Annotated in this window: 12 protein-coding genes; 6 read left to right on the plus strand and 6 right to left on the minus strand. The window is 64.7% G+C overall.

Translation table 11 applies throughout. The features are described 5' to 3' along the window. Nucleotides 1-4: 4 nt before the first annotated feature. Together nadC and EL388_RS05515 are read right to left on the minus strand one after the other, a co-directional pair. Nucleotides 5-859 carry a carboxylating nicotinate-nucleotide diphosphorylase gene (gene nadC, locus EL388_RS05510; protein ID WP_126460789.1) on the minus strand — a complete coding sequence of 285 codons (855 nt, stop codon included), beginning with the start codon at nt 857-859 and terminating at the stop codon, nt 5-7. Nucleotides 860-882: 23 nt separating this feature from the next. Next, nucleotides 883-1,227 carry a hypothetical protein gene (locus EL388_RS05515; protein WP_126460792.1) on the minus strand — a complete coding sequence of 115 codons (345 nt, stop codon included), beginning with the start codon at nt 1,225-1,227 and terminating at the stop codon, nt 883-885. A 104-nt stretch (nt 1,228-1,331) separates the two neighbouring features. Here EL388_RS05515 and clpB point away from each other — a divergent pair, with 104 nt between their 5' ends. The 3 genes from clpB (at nt 1,332) to EL388_RS05530 (ending at nt 5,934) form a co-directional block, all read left to right on the plus strand. Then, nucleotides 1,332-3,911 (plus strand): ATP-dependent chaperone ClpB, encoded by a 2,580-nt coding sequence (clpB, locus tag EL388_RS05520; RefSeq protein ID WP_126460795.1) that lies wholly within the window; start codon nt 1,332-1,334, stop codon nt 3,909-3,911. 167 nt (nt 3,912-4,078) lie between these two features. Continuing rightward, nucleotides 4,079-5,032, plus strand: coding sequence for an IS30 family transposase (locus EL388_RS05525; RefSeq protein ID WP_126460448.1), 954 nt, complete (start codon nt 4,079-4,081; stop codon nt 5,030-5,032). A 41-nt stretch (nt 5,033-5,073) separates the two neighbouring features. After that, nucleotides 5,074-5,934, plus strand: a complete 861-nt coding sequence (locus tag EL388_RS05530; protein ID WP_126460798.1) for a TlpA family protein disulfide reductase — start codon at nt 5,074-5,076, stop codon at nt 5,932-5,934. A 75-nt stretch (nt 5,935-6,009) separates the two neighbouring features. Here the strand turns inward: EL388_RS05530 and EL388_RS05535 are convergent, their stop codons facing one another. From EL388_RS05535 to acnA, 4 genes are all read right to left on the minus strand, one after another. Next, complete coding sequence (locus tag EL388_RS05535) at nt 6,010-6,609, minus strand: cytochrome b/b6 domain-containing protein (protein WP_126460801.1); 600 nt, start codon at nt 6,607-6,609, stop codon at nt 6,010-6,012. Between the two features lie 86 nt (nt 6,610-6,695). Then, complete coding sequence (locus EL388_RS05540; RefSeq protein ID WP_126460804.1) at nt 6,696-8,393, minus strand: tetrathionate reductase family octaheme c-type cytochrome; 1,698 nt, start codon at nt 8,391-8,393, stop codon at nt 6,696-6,698. A 49-nt stretch (nt 8,394-8,442) separates the two neighbouring features. Next, nucleotides 8,443-8,985 (minus strand): DUF302 domain-containing protein, encoded by a 543-nt coding sequence (locus EL388_RS05545; RefSeq protein ID WP_126460807.1) that lies wholly within the window; start codon nt 8,983-8,985, stop codon nt 8,443-8,445. A 236-nt stretch (nt 8,986-9,221) separates the two neighbouring features. Beyond that, complete coding sequence (gene acnA / locus EL388_RS05550) at nt 9,222-11,861, minus strand: aconitate hydratase AcnA (RefSeq protein ID WP_126460810.1); 2,640 nt, start codon at nt 11,859-11,861, stop codon at nt 9,222-9,224. Between the two features lie 211 nt (nt 11,862-12,072). Here acnA and EL388_RS05555 point away from each other — a divergent pair, with 211 nt between their 5' ends. The 3 genes from EL388_RS05555 to EL388_RS05565 all read left to right on the plus strand — a co-directional run bounded on the left by EL388_RS05555 (nt 12,073) and on the right by EL388_RS05565 (nt 15,112). Beyond that, nucleotides 12,073-13,047 (plus strand): tripartite tricarboxylate transporter substrate binding protein BugD, encoded by a 975-nt coding sequence (locus EL388_RS05555; RefSeq protein WP_126460813.1) that lies wholly within the window; start codon nt 12,073-12,075, stop codon nt 13,045-13,047. A 94-nt stretch (nt 13,048-13,141) separates the two neighbouring features. Further along, entirely contained in the window at nt 13,142-13,600 is a 459-nt protein-coding gene (locus tag EL388_RS05560) for a tripartite tricarboxylate transporter TctB family protein (RefSeq protein ID WP_126460816.1), read from the plus strand. A gap of 6 nt (nt 13,601-13,606) precedes the next feature. After that, complete coding sequence (locus EL388_RS05565; protein ID WP_126460819.1) at nt 13,607-15,112, plus strand: tripartite tricarboxylate transporter permease; 1,506 nt, start codon at nt 13,607-13,609, stop codon at nt 15,110-15,112. Nucleotides 15,113-15,396 lie beyond the last annotated feature (284 nt).

Consider the following 15,396-nt stretch of genomic DNA (forward strand, 5'->3'; position numbering starts at 1 on the left):
CCGCTTAATCGAGCAGGCGCATCGACAGATCGACGGCCCTGAGGTGCTTGGTCAGGCTGCCGATGGAGATGCGGTCCACCCCGGTTTCGGCGATGGCCCGCACCGTCGCCAGATCCACCCCGCCCGAGGCCTCCAGCTGGGCGCGGCCGGCCGTCAGCCGCACCGCCTCGCGCATCCCCGCCAAGTCGAAATTATCCAGCAGGACCAGCTTCACCCCGCAGGCCAGGGCCTCTTCCAACTGGCTCAAGGTTTCCACCTCGATCTGCACGAACACGCCCTCGGGCGCCAAGACAAAGGCGCGTTCCAGCGCGGGCCGGATGCCACCGGTCGCGGCGATGTGATTTTCCTTGATCAGGATGCCGTCGTAGAGGCCGACCCGGTGGTTTACGCCGCCGCCGCAGCGCACGGCATATTTCAGCGCCTGGCGCAGGCCGGGCAGGGTCTTGCGGGTGTCGTAGATGCGCGCCTTGGTGCCGGCCACGGCCTCGACGTAGCGGCGGGTGACCGTGGCCACGCCGGACAGGGTCTGCAGGAAGTTCAGCGCCGAGCGCTCGGCCGAGAGCAGGGCGCGGGCCTGGCCGCTCACCTCGCACAGGGTCTGGCCGGCCGCCACCCGGTCGCCGTCCTTGGCCTGCCAGACGATCTGCGCCTGCGGGTCGAGGGCGCGAAAGCAGGCCTCGAACCAGGCCTGGCCGGCGAGCACGGCATCCTCCCGGGTGATGATGCGGGCGCGGGCGGTCTTGTCGGCCGGAATCAGCTGGGCGGTCAGGTCGCCCCTGATGTTTGAAAAATCCGGGCCTCCCAGATCTTCATCAAGAGCGGCGCGGACGTTGGCGGCGATGCTTTGGCTCAAATCCATGGTTTACATTGAAAGAAGTTCGGTTATTCGGCCAGTAGTGAGACCGTGGTCTCGGCCGTGCGCTTGTCGATGTCGAGCTGCAGCACGCAATACTCGGTTTCTTCGCCCACCGGCGTCGGGTCGTCGGCGCAGCTGCAGCCGGCGATGACGCTGGCGTAGAACAGCCCCACCTTGGCCTGCAGCTTCTCGCCCAGGTCGGCCGCGCCGAGCGGCACCGCCTCGTGCCGGCCTTCCAGGGCATGGCTGCCGCGGGTCAGCCCCTGCTGCAGGGGCAGCAGCCGGGCATCCAGCGCTTCGATCTCCTGTTTCAGGGCGTGGCGGAAGGTCTCGGTGCCCCAGGCGGCCAGGGCTTGGCTGAGTCGGATCATGGTTCCGGTCGGGCGATTTGTCTCGGCAGCAAGTATATCCCTTGAAATGCGGCTGGATTCCCCCAACTACAGTGACAATAGAAAACCCTGCAAGGAGCATGTCCATGCGCTTCGACAAACTGACCACGCCGTTCCAGCAGGCCCTGGCCGATGCCCAGAGCCTGGCGGTGGGCAATGACAACCCCTACATCGAGCCGGCCCACCTGCTGGCCGCCCTGATTAACCAGGATGGCGGCTCGGCCCGTCCCATCCTGGAGAAGGCCGGGGTGCGGGTGGCGGCCCTGATCGATGCCCTGCAGAAGGCGCTCGACCGCCTGCCCAAGGTGGAAGGTGCCGGGGGCGAGGTCTCGGTCTCGCGCGAGCTCAACAACCTGTTCAACCTCACCGACAAGGAGGCGCAGAAGCGCGGCGATGCCTACATCGCCAGCGAACTGTTCCTGCTCGCCGTGTGCGAGGACAAGGGCGAGGCCGGCAAGCTGCTCAAGCATCACGGCGGCAACCGGGCCGCCATCGAGGCGGCGATCAAGGAGGTGCGCGGCGGCGAGTCGGTTTCCTCGCAGGAAGGCGAGAGCCAGCGCCAGGCCTTGAGCAAATACACCCTGGACCTGACCGAGCGCGCGCGCCAAGGCAAGCTCGACCCGGTGATCGGCCGTGACGACGAAATCCGGCGCACCATCCAGGTCCTGCAACGGCGCACCAAGAACAACCCGGTGCTGATCGGCGAGCCGGGCGTGGGCAAGACCGCCATCGTCGAGGGCCTGGCCCAGCGCATCGTCAACGGCGAGGTACCGGAAACGCTGAAGGGCAAGCGGGTGCTGGTACTGGACATGGCCGGCCTGCTGGCCGGGGCCAAGTACCGCGGCGAGTTTGAGGAACGGCTGAAGGCCGTGCTGAAAGAGGTGGCCCAGGACGAGGGTCGCATCATCCTGTTCATCGACGAGATCCACACCATGGTCGGCGCCGGCAAGGCCGAGGGCGCCATGGACGCCGGCAACATGCTCAAGCCCGCCCTGGCGCGCGGCGAGCTGCACTGCATCGGCGCCACCACGCTGGACGAATACCGCAAGTACATCGAGAAGGACGCCGCGCTCGAGCGCCGCTTCCAGAAGGTCATGGTGGATGAACCCTCGGTGGAGCAGACCATCGCCATCCTGCGCGGCCTGCAGGAGAAGTACGAGCTGCACCACGGCGTCGAGATCACCGACCCGGCCATCGTCGCCGCGGCCGAGCTGTCGCACCGCTATATCACCGACCGCTTCCTGCCGGACAAGGCGATCGACCTGATCGACGAGGCCGCCAGCCGGATCAAGATGGAGATCGATTCCAAGCCCGAGGTGATGGACAAGCTCGATCGGCGGCTGATTCAGCTCAAGATCGAACGCGAGGCGGTGAAGAAGGAAAAGGACGAGGCCTCGAAGAAGCGTCTGTCGCTGCTGGAAGACGAGATCCGCAAGCTGGAAAAGGAATACGCCGACCTGGAAGAGGTGTGGAAGGCGGAGAAGGCCAGCGTCCAGGGCGCCGCCCACATCAAGGAAGAGATCGACCAGCTCAAGGCCGAGATGGCCGAGCTGCAGCGCCAGGGCAAACTCGACAAGGTGGCCGAGATCCAGTACGGCAAGCTGCCACAGTTGGAAGCCCAGGCCAAGCAGGCGGAAGCGGTAGGCGAGGGCAAGCGCGAGTTCAAGCTCCTGCGCAAGGAGGTCGGCGCCGAGGAGATCGCCGAGGTGGTCTCCCGCTCAACCGGCATCCCGGTGTCCAAGCTGATGCAGGGCGAGCGCGACAAGCTGCTGCAGATGGAAGAACGCATCCACCAGCGCGTCATCGGCCAGGACGAGGCGGTGCGCGTGGTGAGTGACGCCATCCGCCGCTCGCGTGCCGGCCTCTCCGACCCCAACCGGCCCTACGGCTCCTTCCTCTTCCTCGGCCCTACCGGCGTGGGCAAGACCGAGCTGTGCAAGGCCCTTGCCGACTTCCTGTTCGATTCGCAGGAACACATCGTGCGCATCGACATGAGCGAGTTCATGGAGAAGCATTCGGTGGCCCGGCTGATCGGCGCGCCGCCGGGATATGTCGGCTACGAGGAGGGCGGTTATCTCACCGAAGCGGTGCGGCGCAAGCCCTACAGCGTGATCCTGCTCGACGAGGTGGAGAAGGCCCACCCGGACGTGTTCAACGTGCTCCTGCAGGTGCTGGATGACGGCCGCCTGACCGACGGCCAGGGCCGCACCGTGGACTTCCGCAACACCGTCATCGTCATGACCAGCAACCTGGGCAGCCAGATGATCCAGCAGATGGCCGGCGACGACTATCAGGTGATCAAGCTCGCCGTGATGGCCGAGGTGAAGAATTACTTCCGCCCCGAGTTCATCAACCGCATCGACGAGGTCGTGGTGTTCCACGCCCTGGACGAGCAGCATATCGCCGGCATCGCCCGGATTCAGCTGCAATACCTGGAAAAACGCCTGGCCCAGATGGAGATGAAGCTCGCGGTCAGCGACGCCGCCCTGGCCGAGATCGCCAAGGCCGGCTTCGACCCGGTGTTCGGCGCCCGGCCTTTGAAGCGGGCGATCCAGAGCCAGATCGAAAACCCCCTGGCCAAGGAGATCCTTGCCGGCCACTTCGCGGCCAAGGACACCATCCGGGTCGAGGTCGAGAACGGCCGCCTGGTGTTCACCAAGGGTTGACGCCTATCGGTCTGGCTGAGGCCCACCCGAACGGGTGGGCCTTTTTCTTGTCCGATCGCCAATAGGATAACGTGGATTCAAATTCGAAGTGCAATTTTGATTAACTGGAAGGTGGGTCAGAATGCGTGAGCATTTTGCCCCATCAACCGCCAAGTCGAAGTTGCCCAATGAACTACACGCATCTGACCCAGAACGAACGATACCAAATTTACGCCCTCCTCAAAGCCGGCCATACACAGCGCGAGATCGCCCAGTTGCTCGACCGTCACCCTTCCACCATCAGCCGCGAGCTTGCCCGCAACTGCGGATTGCGCGGCTACCGGCCCCGGCAGGCGCAGCGCCTGTCCGAGGCGCGGGCGGCCAATAGCCGCAACGCGCCGCGCATCTTGCCGGAAGTATGGGAGGAAGCCCAAAGACGACTTGCCCTGCAGCACAGTCCCGAGCAGATCGCCGCGCATCTGCCGATCAGCCATGAGGCGATCTACCAGCGCATCTATGCCGACAAGCGAGCCGGCGGCGCGTTGTGGCGCCACCTCCGATGTCAGAAACAGCGCCGCAAACGTTATGCCTCGGGCCGAAGCCTGCGCGGCCATATCCCCGGTCGCAGGCCGATTGCCTTGCGCCCGCAGGCCGTCGAGTCGCGCAGCCTGGTCGGCCATTGGGAGGGTGACACCCTCATCGGCGCTGGCCGCAAACAGGCCATCGTCAACCTCACCGAGCGTAAGTCGGGTTTCTGCCTCTTGGCCCACGTGCGCAACAAGACCAGCGAGGCGGTAAGCGAGGCCATCATCCGCTTGCTTTCACCCTTCAAGGCACGGGTGAAGACGCTCACCTTCGACAATGGCCTGGAGTTCGCCCGCCATGGCGAGATCGACCGGGCACTCGAATCCACGTCCTATTTCGCCGACCCTTATGCCTCCTGGCAACGCGGCACGAACGAGAATACCAACGGCCTCATCCGGCAGTACCTGCCCAAATCCAGGCCCTTTCACACCGTCACCCAGGAGGAACTGGCCATGATCATGGATCGCCTGAACCATCGCCCCAGAAAACGCCTGGGCTGGAAAACCCCGCATCAGGTTTTTATGCAATCATTCAGTCGTGTTGCACTTCGTGGTTGAATCCGCCTAATGCGCGAACAAACCGATTCAGGAGCAACGTCGTGGCGCCATTCAGACAAATCCTCTCCTTCGCCGGCCTCGCGCTGATGTTGGCGGCCTCGGCCCGGGCCGAGATGCCGCTGGAAGACGTCGGTGCGGTGCCCCACCTCGACGCCCGGGGCAAGGCCGCCTATCTCGACTATCTGAAGGCGGACGGGCACAAGGCGTTTTTCGTGGCGCCCGGCGGCCACTGGAGCTGGCGGGCTGAGATGGGCAGCGTGGAAGCGGCCGAGGATGCCGCATTGCGCGACTGCCAGGAGAACACCGAGCAGCGTTGCGTACCCTACGCGGTCAACGACCGCGTGGTGTTCAACGCCAAGGCCTGGCCTCGGTTGTGGGGGCCCTATCTGAGCCGTGCCCAGGCCGAGCAGGCGCCGGTGGGCCTTGGCCGCGGCATGCGTTTCCCCGACCTCGCCTTCAAGGATCCACAGGGCAAGCCGACCACCCTGAAAGACCTGCGCGGCAAGGTGGTCGTGCTGCATTTCTGGGGCTCATGGTGTCCGCCCTGCCTGAAAGAGATGCCGGAGCTGCGCAAGACCGCACTCCGGCTCCGGGACGAGCGCGATATCGTCTTCACCTGCCTGCAGGTGCGCGAGGACTTCGCCACCGCGAAGGGCTTCGTCAAGCAAAAACTGAAGCTGGATCTCGCCCTGTCCGATTCCCAGGTCAAAGGGCCGGGCAAGAGCGAGCTGCCGTTGAGCGATGGCAGTACCTTGCCCGATCGCCAACTGGCCAAGGTCTTCCCCACCACCTACGTGCTGGACAAGCACGGCATCGTGCTCTTCTCGCACAACGGGCCGATTCCGGATTGGACCGAGTACATCGCCTTCCTGCGCGATGCGGCTGCCCGCTCCGGGCGCTAGCTTGCAGGAATCGGCGGCAGAATAAAAAAGGGGCAGGTCATCGACCTGCCCCAATGCTCTGACTTGCCGCGAAACTTATTCCACTTCCTCCCAGCCGGTGATCATGGCCTTGATGTGCGAGGTCAGGGTATGGCCGGCGGTGGTGAGATAGACGTGGGCGATGAGGAAGATCAGCATCAGGAAGGCGGCCACGGTGTGGAAGAAGGCGACCCATTCCAGGGCGAGGTACTGATCCCAGCCCCAGTCGGGCCACTTGTCGTAGAAGATGTAGAACCAGCCGGTGAACCAGATCAGGGGCCCGATGAAGAGCATGACCCCGAGATAGGCCAGGCGCTGCAGCGGGTTGTGCTTTTTGAGCCGGGTGGCGCGGAAGGGGTGGGGCGCATTGGTGAAGATGCCGGTCAGGTAATACTTGAACATGGCATCGACCTTCTGCAGGGTGGGGATGTACTGCTTCCACTCGCCGGTGGTGAAGTGCCAGAAGATGGCGAAGACCCAGAGGCCGACCAGGGTCCAGGCGGCGATGGTGTGGGTGTTGACCGCCTTTTCGAAGCCGAACAGGGCATAGCTGCCGTGGACCTCGAAGCCGGTGAGCAGCAGGGTGATGATCAGCGCCGCCTGCGACCAGTGCCAGAAGCGCTCGAAGACCTTGAAGACGTAAATTTTCTCGCTCATTTTTCTACTCCGTAGAAGTCAGCTCTGCGTCGCCCTCTCCCGCTATGGGAGAGGGTTGGGGTGAGTGGTGAAGGCCTTGAGCCATATCACTTCTTGCCCTTGCGCCAGAGGTAGAGGCGCAGACCGCCGTGGCCGATGACGCCGAGCAGGGCCAGGCCGGCCAGGCCCCAGCCGGCGGTGTTGAGCCACTCGTTGGCGCGGCGGCCAGGCATGTAGATGCCGGGCACCTTGTCCAGCCGACCGACGCCGGTTTGCGGCGCGTGGCACTGGGCGCAGCTCAGGGCATCTTTCTTGGGTGCGACCATGTGGGTGATGGGCCAGGACATCTCCGTGCTGACGAAGGCGTACTTGCCGCTATACTCGGCGCCGATCTCCTTCATGCCGAACTCGATCGCCTTGTCCCAGTTGAAGTTCGACCAGAGGGCGCTGTCGTCCTTGCCGTAGGTGTGGAACACCACCAACTGGTTGTTGCCGATGTCATACGGCTGCTTGCCGCGGAACACCTTGATCGGCCAGATCTTCGATTGACCGTCGTTCGGGCTGCCCTCGAAGCTGTTGATCTTGATCAGCTTGCTCGGGTCGAGCTTGGTCTCGCGCAGGGTGTAGTTCACCTTGCCGTTGAACCAGATGTACTCCGGGATGACGTTGGCCTCGTACTTGAAGTCGCCCTTCTTGCTGTCGTAGGCGTCATGGCCGCCGCTGTCCTTGAGCTTGAACGGCTTGCCGTCCTTGTCCAGCTTGCCGGCGGTCGACCAGTCCCAGACCATCTTGGTCGGCACGCCGCCGCGCGCGAACTCGGGGATGTGACAGGTCTGGCAGGCGATTTTCTCGGTGTGGGTGTTCAGCTTGGCCACGCTCTTGTGTGGCTTGTTGCCGTGGCAGGACTGGCACGTCGCCGGGTTCTCGTCGACTTTGCCGCGCATGTGCGGGCTGACGTCCTTGGGCTTGGCCGTCGGGGTATAGCGGCTGCCCGGCACGTTATGGCCGTCGGTCTCATGGCAGGTGGCGCAGGTGAAGTTGAGCCCGTCCTTGGCCATGTGCACGTCGAGGTACTTCTTCGGGTTTTTCATCGAGCTGTCAAGGTCACCGTGTTTCACCGCGTCGCCGCCGCCACCGTAGAAGTGGCAGGCACCGCAGGTAGCGCGGCTGGTCTTGCCGATGTTCTGGGCCACGTTCTTCAGGTTCACCGCCGGCACGATCTTGCCCGAGTGGGGCGGGAACTCGATGTCCTTGTACGGCGGGTGGCCGGCCAGGCCCGGCAGCTTGCGATAGGTGCCGGTGTTGTCATGACAGGCCAGGCAGTCGACGTTCTCCTGCTTGTTGAAGTCGAAGCTGCTGTCCTTCCAGCCATAGCCGATGTGGCAGGCGGTACAGAACTCATAGTTCGAGGGCACCGCGGTGCAGAAGTTGTTGATGATGTGCTTTTTGCCCAGCCGCTGCTTGGACTGGGGGTTGAGAAATTCCCAGGTCCAGTGCTTGGTCTTCATCACCTGCTTGGCCGCTTCGGTGTGGCAGGTAAGGCAGGCCTCGGTCACCTCAGGCCCGGTTTTGAAGTCCTTTTGCAGTTCCTTGAACTTGCTGTGGTCGGCGGTGGATTTGATCTCCCTGGCCGGGGCCGCCGGGGCGGTGCCATTCAGGGGGGCATAGCCGTGGGCGCCGGCCGCGGGTGCCGGCGCGGCGGCCGTTTTCGCCTCGGCGGCAGGCGCCGTGGCGGCCTGTGCAGCCGGTACCGGGAAGGCGATACTGGTTAGCAAGGCCAGAAACTGGAGTCGTTTGCCTAGCATTGTGGACACTCCTCTTATTTGGGTTCGATCGTGGTCCGGTCTTGACCGCTCAACAGCCGCCACCGCCGCCGCCCGCGCCGCCGCCAGTGGGGGCCTTGGGCAGGATGATCTGGGGTGCGGGCATGTTGGGGTCGAACTCCAGGAAGGTCTTCTGGTCGGCTGCCACATGGGTCATGATCTCGCCCACCAGCGGGCCGAACATCTTGCCCATGAGGCCGGCGTTCATGGTGCCGATATAGACCTTGCCGTCGTTCTTCTTGTAGACCGAGACCTTGCAGGGCATCAGGATCGACAGGAAGCGGCGATCGTCGGTCTTGAGGATGGGGCCGGAATACTTGGTGCTGCAGGCCTCGACCATCATCACCGGCAGCACGTTACTGCCGTCGGCCTGTACCGCCTTGGCCGGATCGCGCAGGCCGGAAAGAGACCAGCCGTTGGGGTTCTTCTGGATGTTGTGCTGGATGCGGGCGATGGTTTCTTCCATGCCGTAGGGACTGACCTGCTCCTTGAACATCAGGCTGGGCATCATGAAATACGCCAGCACCATGGTGAACAGCACGCCTGCAATAAAACCGCCTATCAGTTTTCCCATTTTGGTCTCCTTGATGAAGGTCAATTCCGCCCATCGGCTAGATGGATTGTACTAGTTTCATCATATTGGAAATTCTAAATATCACAAGATATTTATATCCTAATAAACTTCTCGACCATTCCCTGGGCGTCTGCCGGGATGCCAAATTAAGCGATTGATTTGTTGGGGGATATTGCCTGACGGCGGTGGGCAGGGGAGAAAACCCGGCTGCCTGGGGGCAGCCGGATAGGGACAGCTTAGCCGAGCAGCTGGTTCAAGACAAAGGGCAGGATGCCGCCGGCCTGGTAGTAGTCGATCTCGATCGGGGTATCCAGGCGCAGCTTGAGCGGCACCTCCTGGCTGGCGCCATCGGCCCGGTGGATGACCAGGGTGACGTCCTGCTGCGGGGCGATGCCGTTTTCCAGGCCCTTGATGTCGAAGGTCTCGGTGCCGGTGAGGCCGAGGTCCTGCGCGCCTTGGCCGTCCTTGAACTGCAAGGGCAGCACGCCCATGCCAGCCAGGTTGGCGCGGTGGATGCGCTCGAAGCTCTTGGCCACCACGGCCTTGACGCCCAGGAGCTGAGTGCCCTTGGCCGCCCAGTCGCGCGAGGAGCCGGTGCCGTATTCCTCGCCGGCGAAGACCAAGAGCGGGGTGCCTTCCTTTTGGTACTGCATGGCGGCGTCGTAGATGCTCATCTGCTCGCCGTTGTGCAGAGTGACGCCACCCTCGCTGCCGGGGATCATCAGGTTCTTGATCCGCACGTTGGCGAAGGTGCCGCGCATCATCACCTCGTGGTTGCCGCGGCGGGCACCGTAGCTGTTGAAGTCCTTCTGCTCGACGCCGTGGTCGACCAGATACTTGCCGGCCGGCGCCGCAGGCTTGATGCCGCCGGCAGGCGAGATGTGGTCGGTGGTCACCGAGTCGCCGAAGATGGCCAGGGCGCGGGCATTGCGGATCACCGGGTCGGGCTTGGCCGCACTCTGGAAGAAGGGCGGCTCCTGGATGTAGGTGGAGGCGGTATCCCACTGGTAGACCTGGCCGGCCGGGGCGGGCACGGCATCCCACAGCGGGTTGTCGGCGCCTACGTTCTTGTAGATCGAGTAGGCGGCGGCATCCGATGCCTTCGGCAGCAGCGCGGCGACTTCCTCGTTGCTCGGCCACAGGTCTTTCAGGAACACCGGACCGTTCTTGCCCTGGCCGATGGGCTCGTTGGCGAAGTCGAGATCGACCCGGCCAGCCAGGGCCAGCGCCACCACCAGGGGCGGCGACATCAGGAAGTTGGCCTTCACGTTCTGATGCACGCGGGCCTCGAAGTTGCGGTTGCCGGAGAGCACCGAGCAGGCGACCAGATCCTTGTCGAGGATCTGCTTCTCGATCGCCTCGGGCAGCGGGCCGGAGTTACCAATGCAAGTAGTGCAGCCGTAGCCGACCACGCCGAAGCCCAGCTGCTCCAGATGGTTCAGCAAGCCGGCGGACTTCAGGTATTCGGTCACCGCGCGCGAGCCGGGGCCGAGCGAGGTCTTCACGTGGGCCGGGGTCTTGAGCCCGAGTTCCACCGCCTTCTTGGCGACCAGGCCGGCGGCCAGCATGACGCCGGGGTTGGAGGTGTTGGTGCAGGAGGTGATGGCGGCGATGACGATGTCGCCATGGTTCAGCTCGCCGGCCTTGCGGGCGGCGCCGGTCTTGCCGTAGCCGCCGTCTTCCTTGGCCAGGCCGAGCAGGGTCTCGAAGCTCTCTTTCAGGGCATAGAGGTTGATCCGGTCCTGCGGACGCTTGGGGCCGGCCACGGAAGGTTTGACCGTGCCGAGGTCCAGCTCCAGCACCTGGCTGTATTCGCACTGCTCGTCGAGTGGCACGCCGAACAGGCCCTGCGCCTTGAAGTAGTTGCGCAGGGCATCGACCTTGGCCTTGTCGCGCCCGGTGGCCAGGTAGTACTGGCAGGTGGCCTCGTCGACCGGGAAGAAGCCCATGGTCGCGCCGTATTCCGGTGCCATGTTGGCGATGGTGGCGCGGTCGGTCACCGGCAGCTTGGCGGCGCCCTCGCCGAAGAACTCGACGAACTTGCCGACCACCTTGGCGCGGCGCAGCATCTCGGTAATGGTGAGCACGATGTCGGTGGCGGTGATGCCCGGCTGGGCCTGGCCCTTGAGGCGCACGCCGACCACGTCGGGGGTGAGGAAGTACACCGGCTGGCCGAGCATGCCGGCCTCGGCCTCGATGCCGCCCACGCCCCAGCCGACCACGCCCAGGCCGTTGATCATGGTGGTGTGGCTGTCGGTGCCGACCAGGGTGTCCGGGTAGTACACGCCGTCCTTCTCCATCACGCCGCGCGCCAGGTATTCCATGTTGACCTGGTGCACGATGCCGACGCCGGGCGGCACCACCTTGAAGGTATCGAAGGCCTGCATGCCCCACTTGAGGAACTGGTAGCGCTCGCGGTTGCGCTCGAACTCGATGGCCATGTTCTGCTGCAGGGCGTCGGGCCGGCCGAACACGTCCACCTGCACCGAGTGGTCCACCACCATCTCGACCGGGGCCAGCGGCTCGACCCGCTTCGGATCCTTGCCGGCGCGGGCCGCGGCGCTGCGCATGGCGGCCAGGTCGGCCAAGAGCGGCACGCCGGTGAAGTCCTGCAGCAGGATGCGGCCGACGACGAAGGGGATCTCCTCCACCCGCTCGGCGTTCGGCTGCCAGTTGGCCAGGTCGCGCACGTGCTGCTCGGTGATCTTCTTGCCGTCGCAGTTGCGCAGCACCGACTCCAGCACGATGCGGATCGACACCGGCAGCTTCGAGATGGCGCCGACGCCGGCCTTTTCCAGTTGGGGCAGGGAATAGAAGGCGCCGGTCTGGCCGTTGCCGAGGTCGAAGGTCTGGCGGGAGTCGAAAAGGTTGTGCATGGCGTGGTTCCTGTAGGGCAGGCGTGAAAAATCAACATTTTACCCAAACTTCGCGTCCCATCGTCAGGGCGCGCTGCTCGCATGGCGCAATCGGAGCCGCTTGTCTCGCACGGTCGGTCCCGCTAGTCTGTGCGGGCAGACGTCGTGTCATGGGTGCTGCCCGGCCAGCCGGCCGGTCGGCGATCGCAGTCTTCCTGGAGGAGCAAGAACGATGAAACGCAAACTTATCGGACTGTTCGGCCTCTGTGCTGCAATGGCGTTCGGCGCCGCCAGCGCCGACGACTATCCGTCCAAGCCCATCACCATGATCATCCCCTTCTCGGCCGGCGGTCCCACCGACACCGTCGGCCGGCTGATCGCCCAGCCGATGAGCACCTACCTCAAGCAACAGGTGGTGATCGAGAACGTCGGCGGCGCCGGCGGCACCCTGGCGGCCGGGCGGGTGGCGCGTTCGGCGCCCGACGGCTACACCATCTTCCTGCACCACATCGGCCATTCCACCGCGCCCTCGCTCTATCGCAAGCTGCCCTATGACGCGATCAACGATTTCGAGCCGATCGGCCTGGTCACCAGCGTGCCGATGACCATCGTGGCGCGCAAGGACTTCCCGGCCAAGGACATCAAGGAGCTGATCGCCTACGTCAAGGCCAACAAGGACAAGGTGACCTATGCCAACGCCGGCCTCGGCTCGGCCTCGCACCTGTGCGGCATGCTGTTCATGACCGCGATCCAGACCGATCTGACCACCGTGCCCTACAAGGGCACCGGCCCGGCCATGAACGACCTGCTGGGCGGCCAGGTCGATTTCATGTGCGACCAGACCACCAACACCACGAGCCAGATCAAGGGCGGCAAGATTCGCGCCTATGCCGTGACGACCAGGAACCGGGTGGCCTCGCTGCCCGATCTGCCGACGCTGCATGAATCCGGCCTGCCCGGCTTCGAGGTGACCGTCTGGCACGGTATCTACGCGCCCAAGGGCACGCCCAAGCCGGTGATCGACAAGCTGACCAAGGCCCTGGCCTTCTCCCTCAAGGATGAGACGGTCAAACAGCGGTTCGGCGATCTCGGCACCGAGCCGGTCGACCCGAGCCAGGTGACGCCGGCCGCCCTGCGCAGCCTGCTTCGCTCCGAGATCGACAAGTGGAGCCCGATCATCAAGAAGGCCGGCGTCTACGCCGACTGATATCCGGCGCGCCGGAAAATTACCAATAACATCAGGGTGGGGTCGTGTCCGGTGGGCACGGCCCCATTCTTTTCCGATCGCCAAGGGGTGTTCGATGAGCGCAATTCGCAATCCCAAGGACTTCTGGGCCGGCCTGATCTATCTGGGCATCGGTCTGGCGGCGTTTCAGCTCGCGCAGGATTATGAGATGGGCAGTGCCGTGCGCATGGGGCCGGGTTATTTTCCCAAGGTGCTGGCCGGCCTGCTGGGGCTGATCGGACTGCTCGCCCTGGTCCGCAGCTTTCTGCGGCCGGGCGAGGCCATCGGCCGCCTGGCCTGGCGCGCGGCCCTGCTCGTGCTCGGCGCCACGGCCTTGTTCGGGCTCTTGGTGCGCGGGGCGGGGCTCGCGCTCAGCCTGTTCGTGCTGGTGCTGGTCAGCGCCTATGCCAGCCGGCAGTTCCGCTGGCGCCCCACCTTGCTGCTCGCCCTGGGCCTGACCGTGTTCAGCATCCTGGTCTTCAGCAAGGGCCTGGGCATTCCGCTCCCCCTCTGGGGCAGCTGGTTCGGGGGCTGAGCCGCGATGGAACTGCTGGCCAACCTGGCGCTCGGTTTCGACACCGCCTTCACCCTGACCAATCTGCTCTACTGCCTGGCCGGCGTCGCCCTGGGCACGCTGATCGGCGTGCTGCCCGGCCTGGGGCCGGTGGCCACCATCGCCATGCTGCTGCCGGTCACCTTCGGCCTGCCGCCGGTCTCGGCTTTGATCATGCTGGCCGGCATCTATTACGGTGCCCAGTACGGCGGCTCGACCACGGCCATCCTGGTCAATCTGCCGGGCGAGACCTCGTCGGTGGTCACCGCCCTCGACGGCTACCAGATGGCGCGCCAGGGCCATGCCGGCAAGGCCCTGGCCACCGCCGCCATCGGCTCCTTCTTCGCCGGCACCGTCGCCACCTTCCTGCTCGCCGTGTTCGCGCCGCCGCTGGCCGAGTTCGCCCTCAAGTTCGGCCCGGCCGAGTACTTCTCGCTCATGGTGCTGGGCCTGGTCGCCTCGGTGGTGCTGGCCCACGGCTCGCTGCTGCACGCCATCGGCATGATCGTGCTCGGCCTGCTGCTGGGCATGATGGGCACCGACATCAATTCCGGCCTGCCGCGCTACACCTTCGACCTGCCCGAGCTGGCCGACGGCATCAGCTTCGTGGTGCTGGCCATGGGCATGTTCGGCCTGGGCGAGATCATTCGCAACCTGGAACACGAGGAGGTGCGCAGCGCCATGGTGACCAAGGTGGCCGGGCTGATGCCGAGCAAGGCCGACTTCAGGCGCATCGCCGCGCCCATCCTGCGCGGCACCGGCCTGGGCGCGCTGCTTGGCATCCTGCCCGGCGGCGGCGCCATCCTGGCCGCCTTCGCCGCCTATTCGGTGGAGAAGAAGATCTCGCCCAACGCCGCCCAGTTCGGCAAGGGCGCGATCGAGGGCGTGGCCGCGCCGGAGTCGGCCAACAACGCCGGCGCCCAGACCTCGTTCATCCCCATGCTCACCCTCGGCATCCCGTCCAACCCGGTGATGGCGCTGATGATCGGCGCCCTGATCATCCAGGGCATCCAGCCCGGCCCGATGGTGATGACCGAGCAGCCGGCCCTGTTCTGGGGCGTGATCGCCTCGATGTGGATCGGCAACCTGTTTTTGGTCATCCTCAACCTGCCCCTGATCGGGCTCTGGGTGCGCCTGATCACCGTACCCTACCGGCTGCTGTATCCGGCCATCCTGGTGTTCTGCGCCATCGGCGTGTTCAGCATCAACAACCGGGAATTCGACATCTATCTCATGGCCCTGTTCGGCCTGCTCGGCTACGTCTTCGCCAAGCTCGACTGCGAGCCGGCGCCCATGCTGCTCGGTTTCATCCTCGGCCCGATGATGGAGGAATACCTGCGCCGGGCGCTCTTGATCTCGCGCGGCGACCCCATGGTGCTGGTCACACGGCCGATCAGCGCGACCATGCTGGCCCTGGCCGTGGTGGCCCTGTTCCTGGTGCTGAGCCCGGCCTTCCGCAAGACCCGGGAAGAGGCCTTCCAGGAAGAGGAGTGAGCATCCTGTAGGGCGCTATGATCTAATTACGATTAGGGAAGGTCTGATTAAGCCGTCATGCCCGCGCAGGCGGGCATCCAGTTTATTGATCTTTCTGGGTTTCCGCCTGCGAGGGAACGACGAAATCGGACTTTTTCAGAGGCTCCTTAGCCAAGCGGTGAGAGCATTTGCTTGCCCTAATCGGTAAACGCAGGCAGTTTCATTCCCCCTCCCAACCTCCCCCATGAATGGGGGAGGAGGACTCCCTCCCCACAAGTGGGGAGGGTTGGGGTGGGGAGGGTTGG

The sequence above is a fragment of the Sulfuritortus calidifontis genome (assembly GCF_003967275.1).
Classification (GTDB): domain Bacteria; phylum Pseudomonadota; class Gammaproteobacteria; order Burkholderiales; family Thiobacillaceae; genus Sulfuritortus; species Sulfuritortus calidifontis.

What these genes read in the sequence shown, in the direction of transcription:
- nadC (WP_126460789.1), bottom strand. Translation starts at nt 859, where the DNA reads ATGGATTTGAGCCAAAGCATCGCCGCCAACGTCCGCGCCGCTCTTGAT.
- EL388_RS05515 (WP_126460792.1), bottom strand. Translation starts at nt 1,227, where the DNA reads ATGATCCGACTCAGCCAAGCCCTGGCCGCCTGGGGCACCGAGACCTTC.
- clpB (WP_126460795.1), top strand. Translation starts at nt 1,332, where the DNA reads ATGCGCTTCGACAAACTGACCACGCCGTTCCAGCAGGCCCTGGCCGAT.
- EL388_RS05525 (WP_126460448.1), top strand. Translation starts at nt 4,079, where the DNA reads ATGAACTACACGCATCTGACCCAGAACGAACGATACCAAATTTACGCC.
- EL388_RS05535 (WP_126460801.1), bottom strand. Translation starts at nt 6,609, where the DNA reads ATGAGCGAGAAAATTTACGTCTTCAAGGTCTTCGAGCGCTTCTGGCAC.
- EL388_RS05540 (WP_126460804.1), bottom strand. Translation starts at nt 8,393, where the DNA reads ATGCTAGGCAAACGACTCCAGTTTCTGGCCTTGCTAACCAGTATCGCC.
- EL388_RS05545 (WP_126460807.1), bottom strand. Translation starts at nt 8,985, where the DNA reads ATGGGAAAACTGATAGGCGGTTTTATTGCAGGCGTGCTGTTCACCATG.
- acnA (WP_126460810.1), bottom strand. Translation starts at nt 11,861, where the DNA reads ATGCACAACCTTTTCGACTCCCGCCAGACCTTCGACCTCGGCAACGGC.
- EL388_RS05555 (WP_126460813.1), top strand. Translation starts at nt 12,073, where the DNA reads ATGAAACGCAAACTTATCGGACTGTTCGGCCTCTGTGCTGCAATGGCG.
- EL388_RS05560 (WP_126460816.1), top strand. Translation starts at nt 13,142, where the DNA reads ATGAGCGCAATTCGCAATCCCAAGGACTTCTGGGCCGGCCTGATCTAT.
- EL388_RS05565 (WP_126460819.1), top strand. Translation starts at nt 13,607, where the DNA reads ATGGAACTGCTGGCCAACCTGGCGCTCGGTTTCGACACCGCCTTCACC.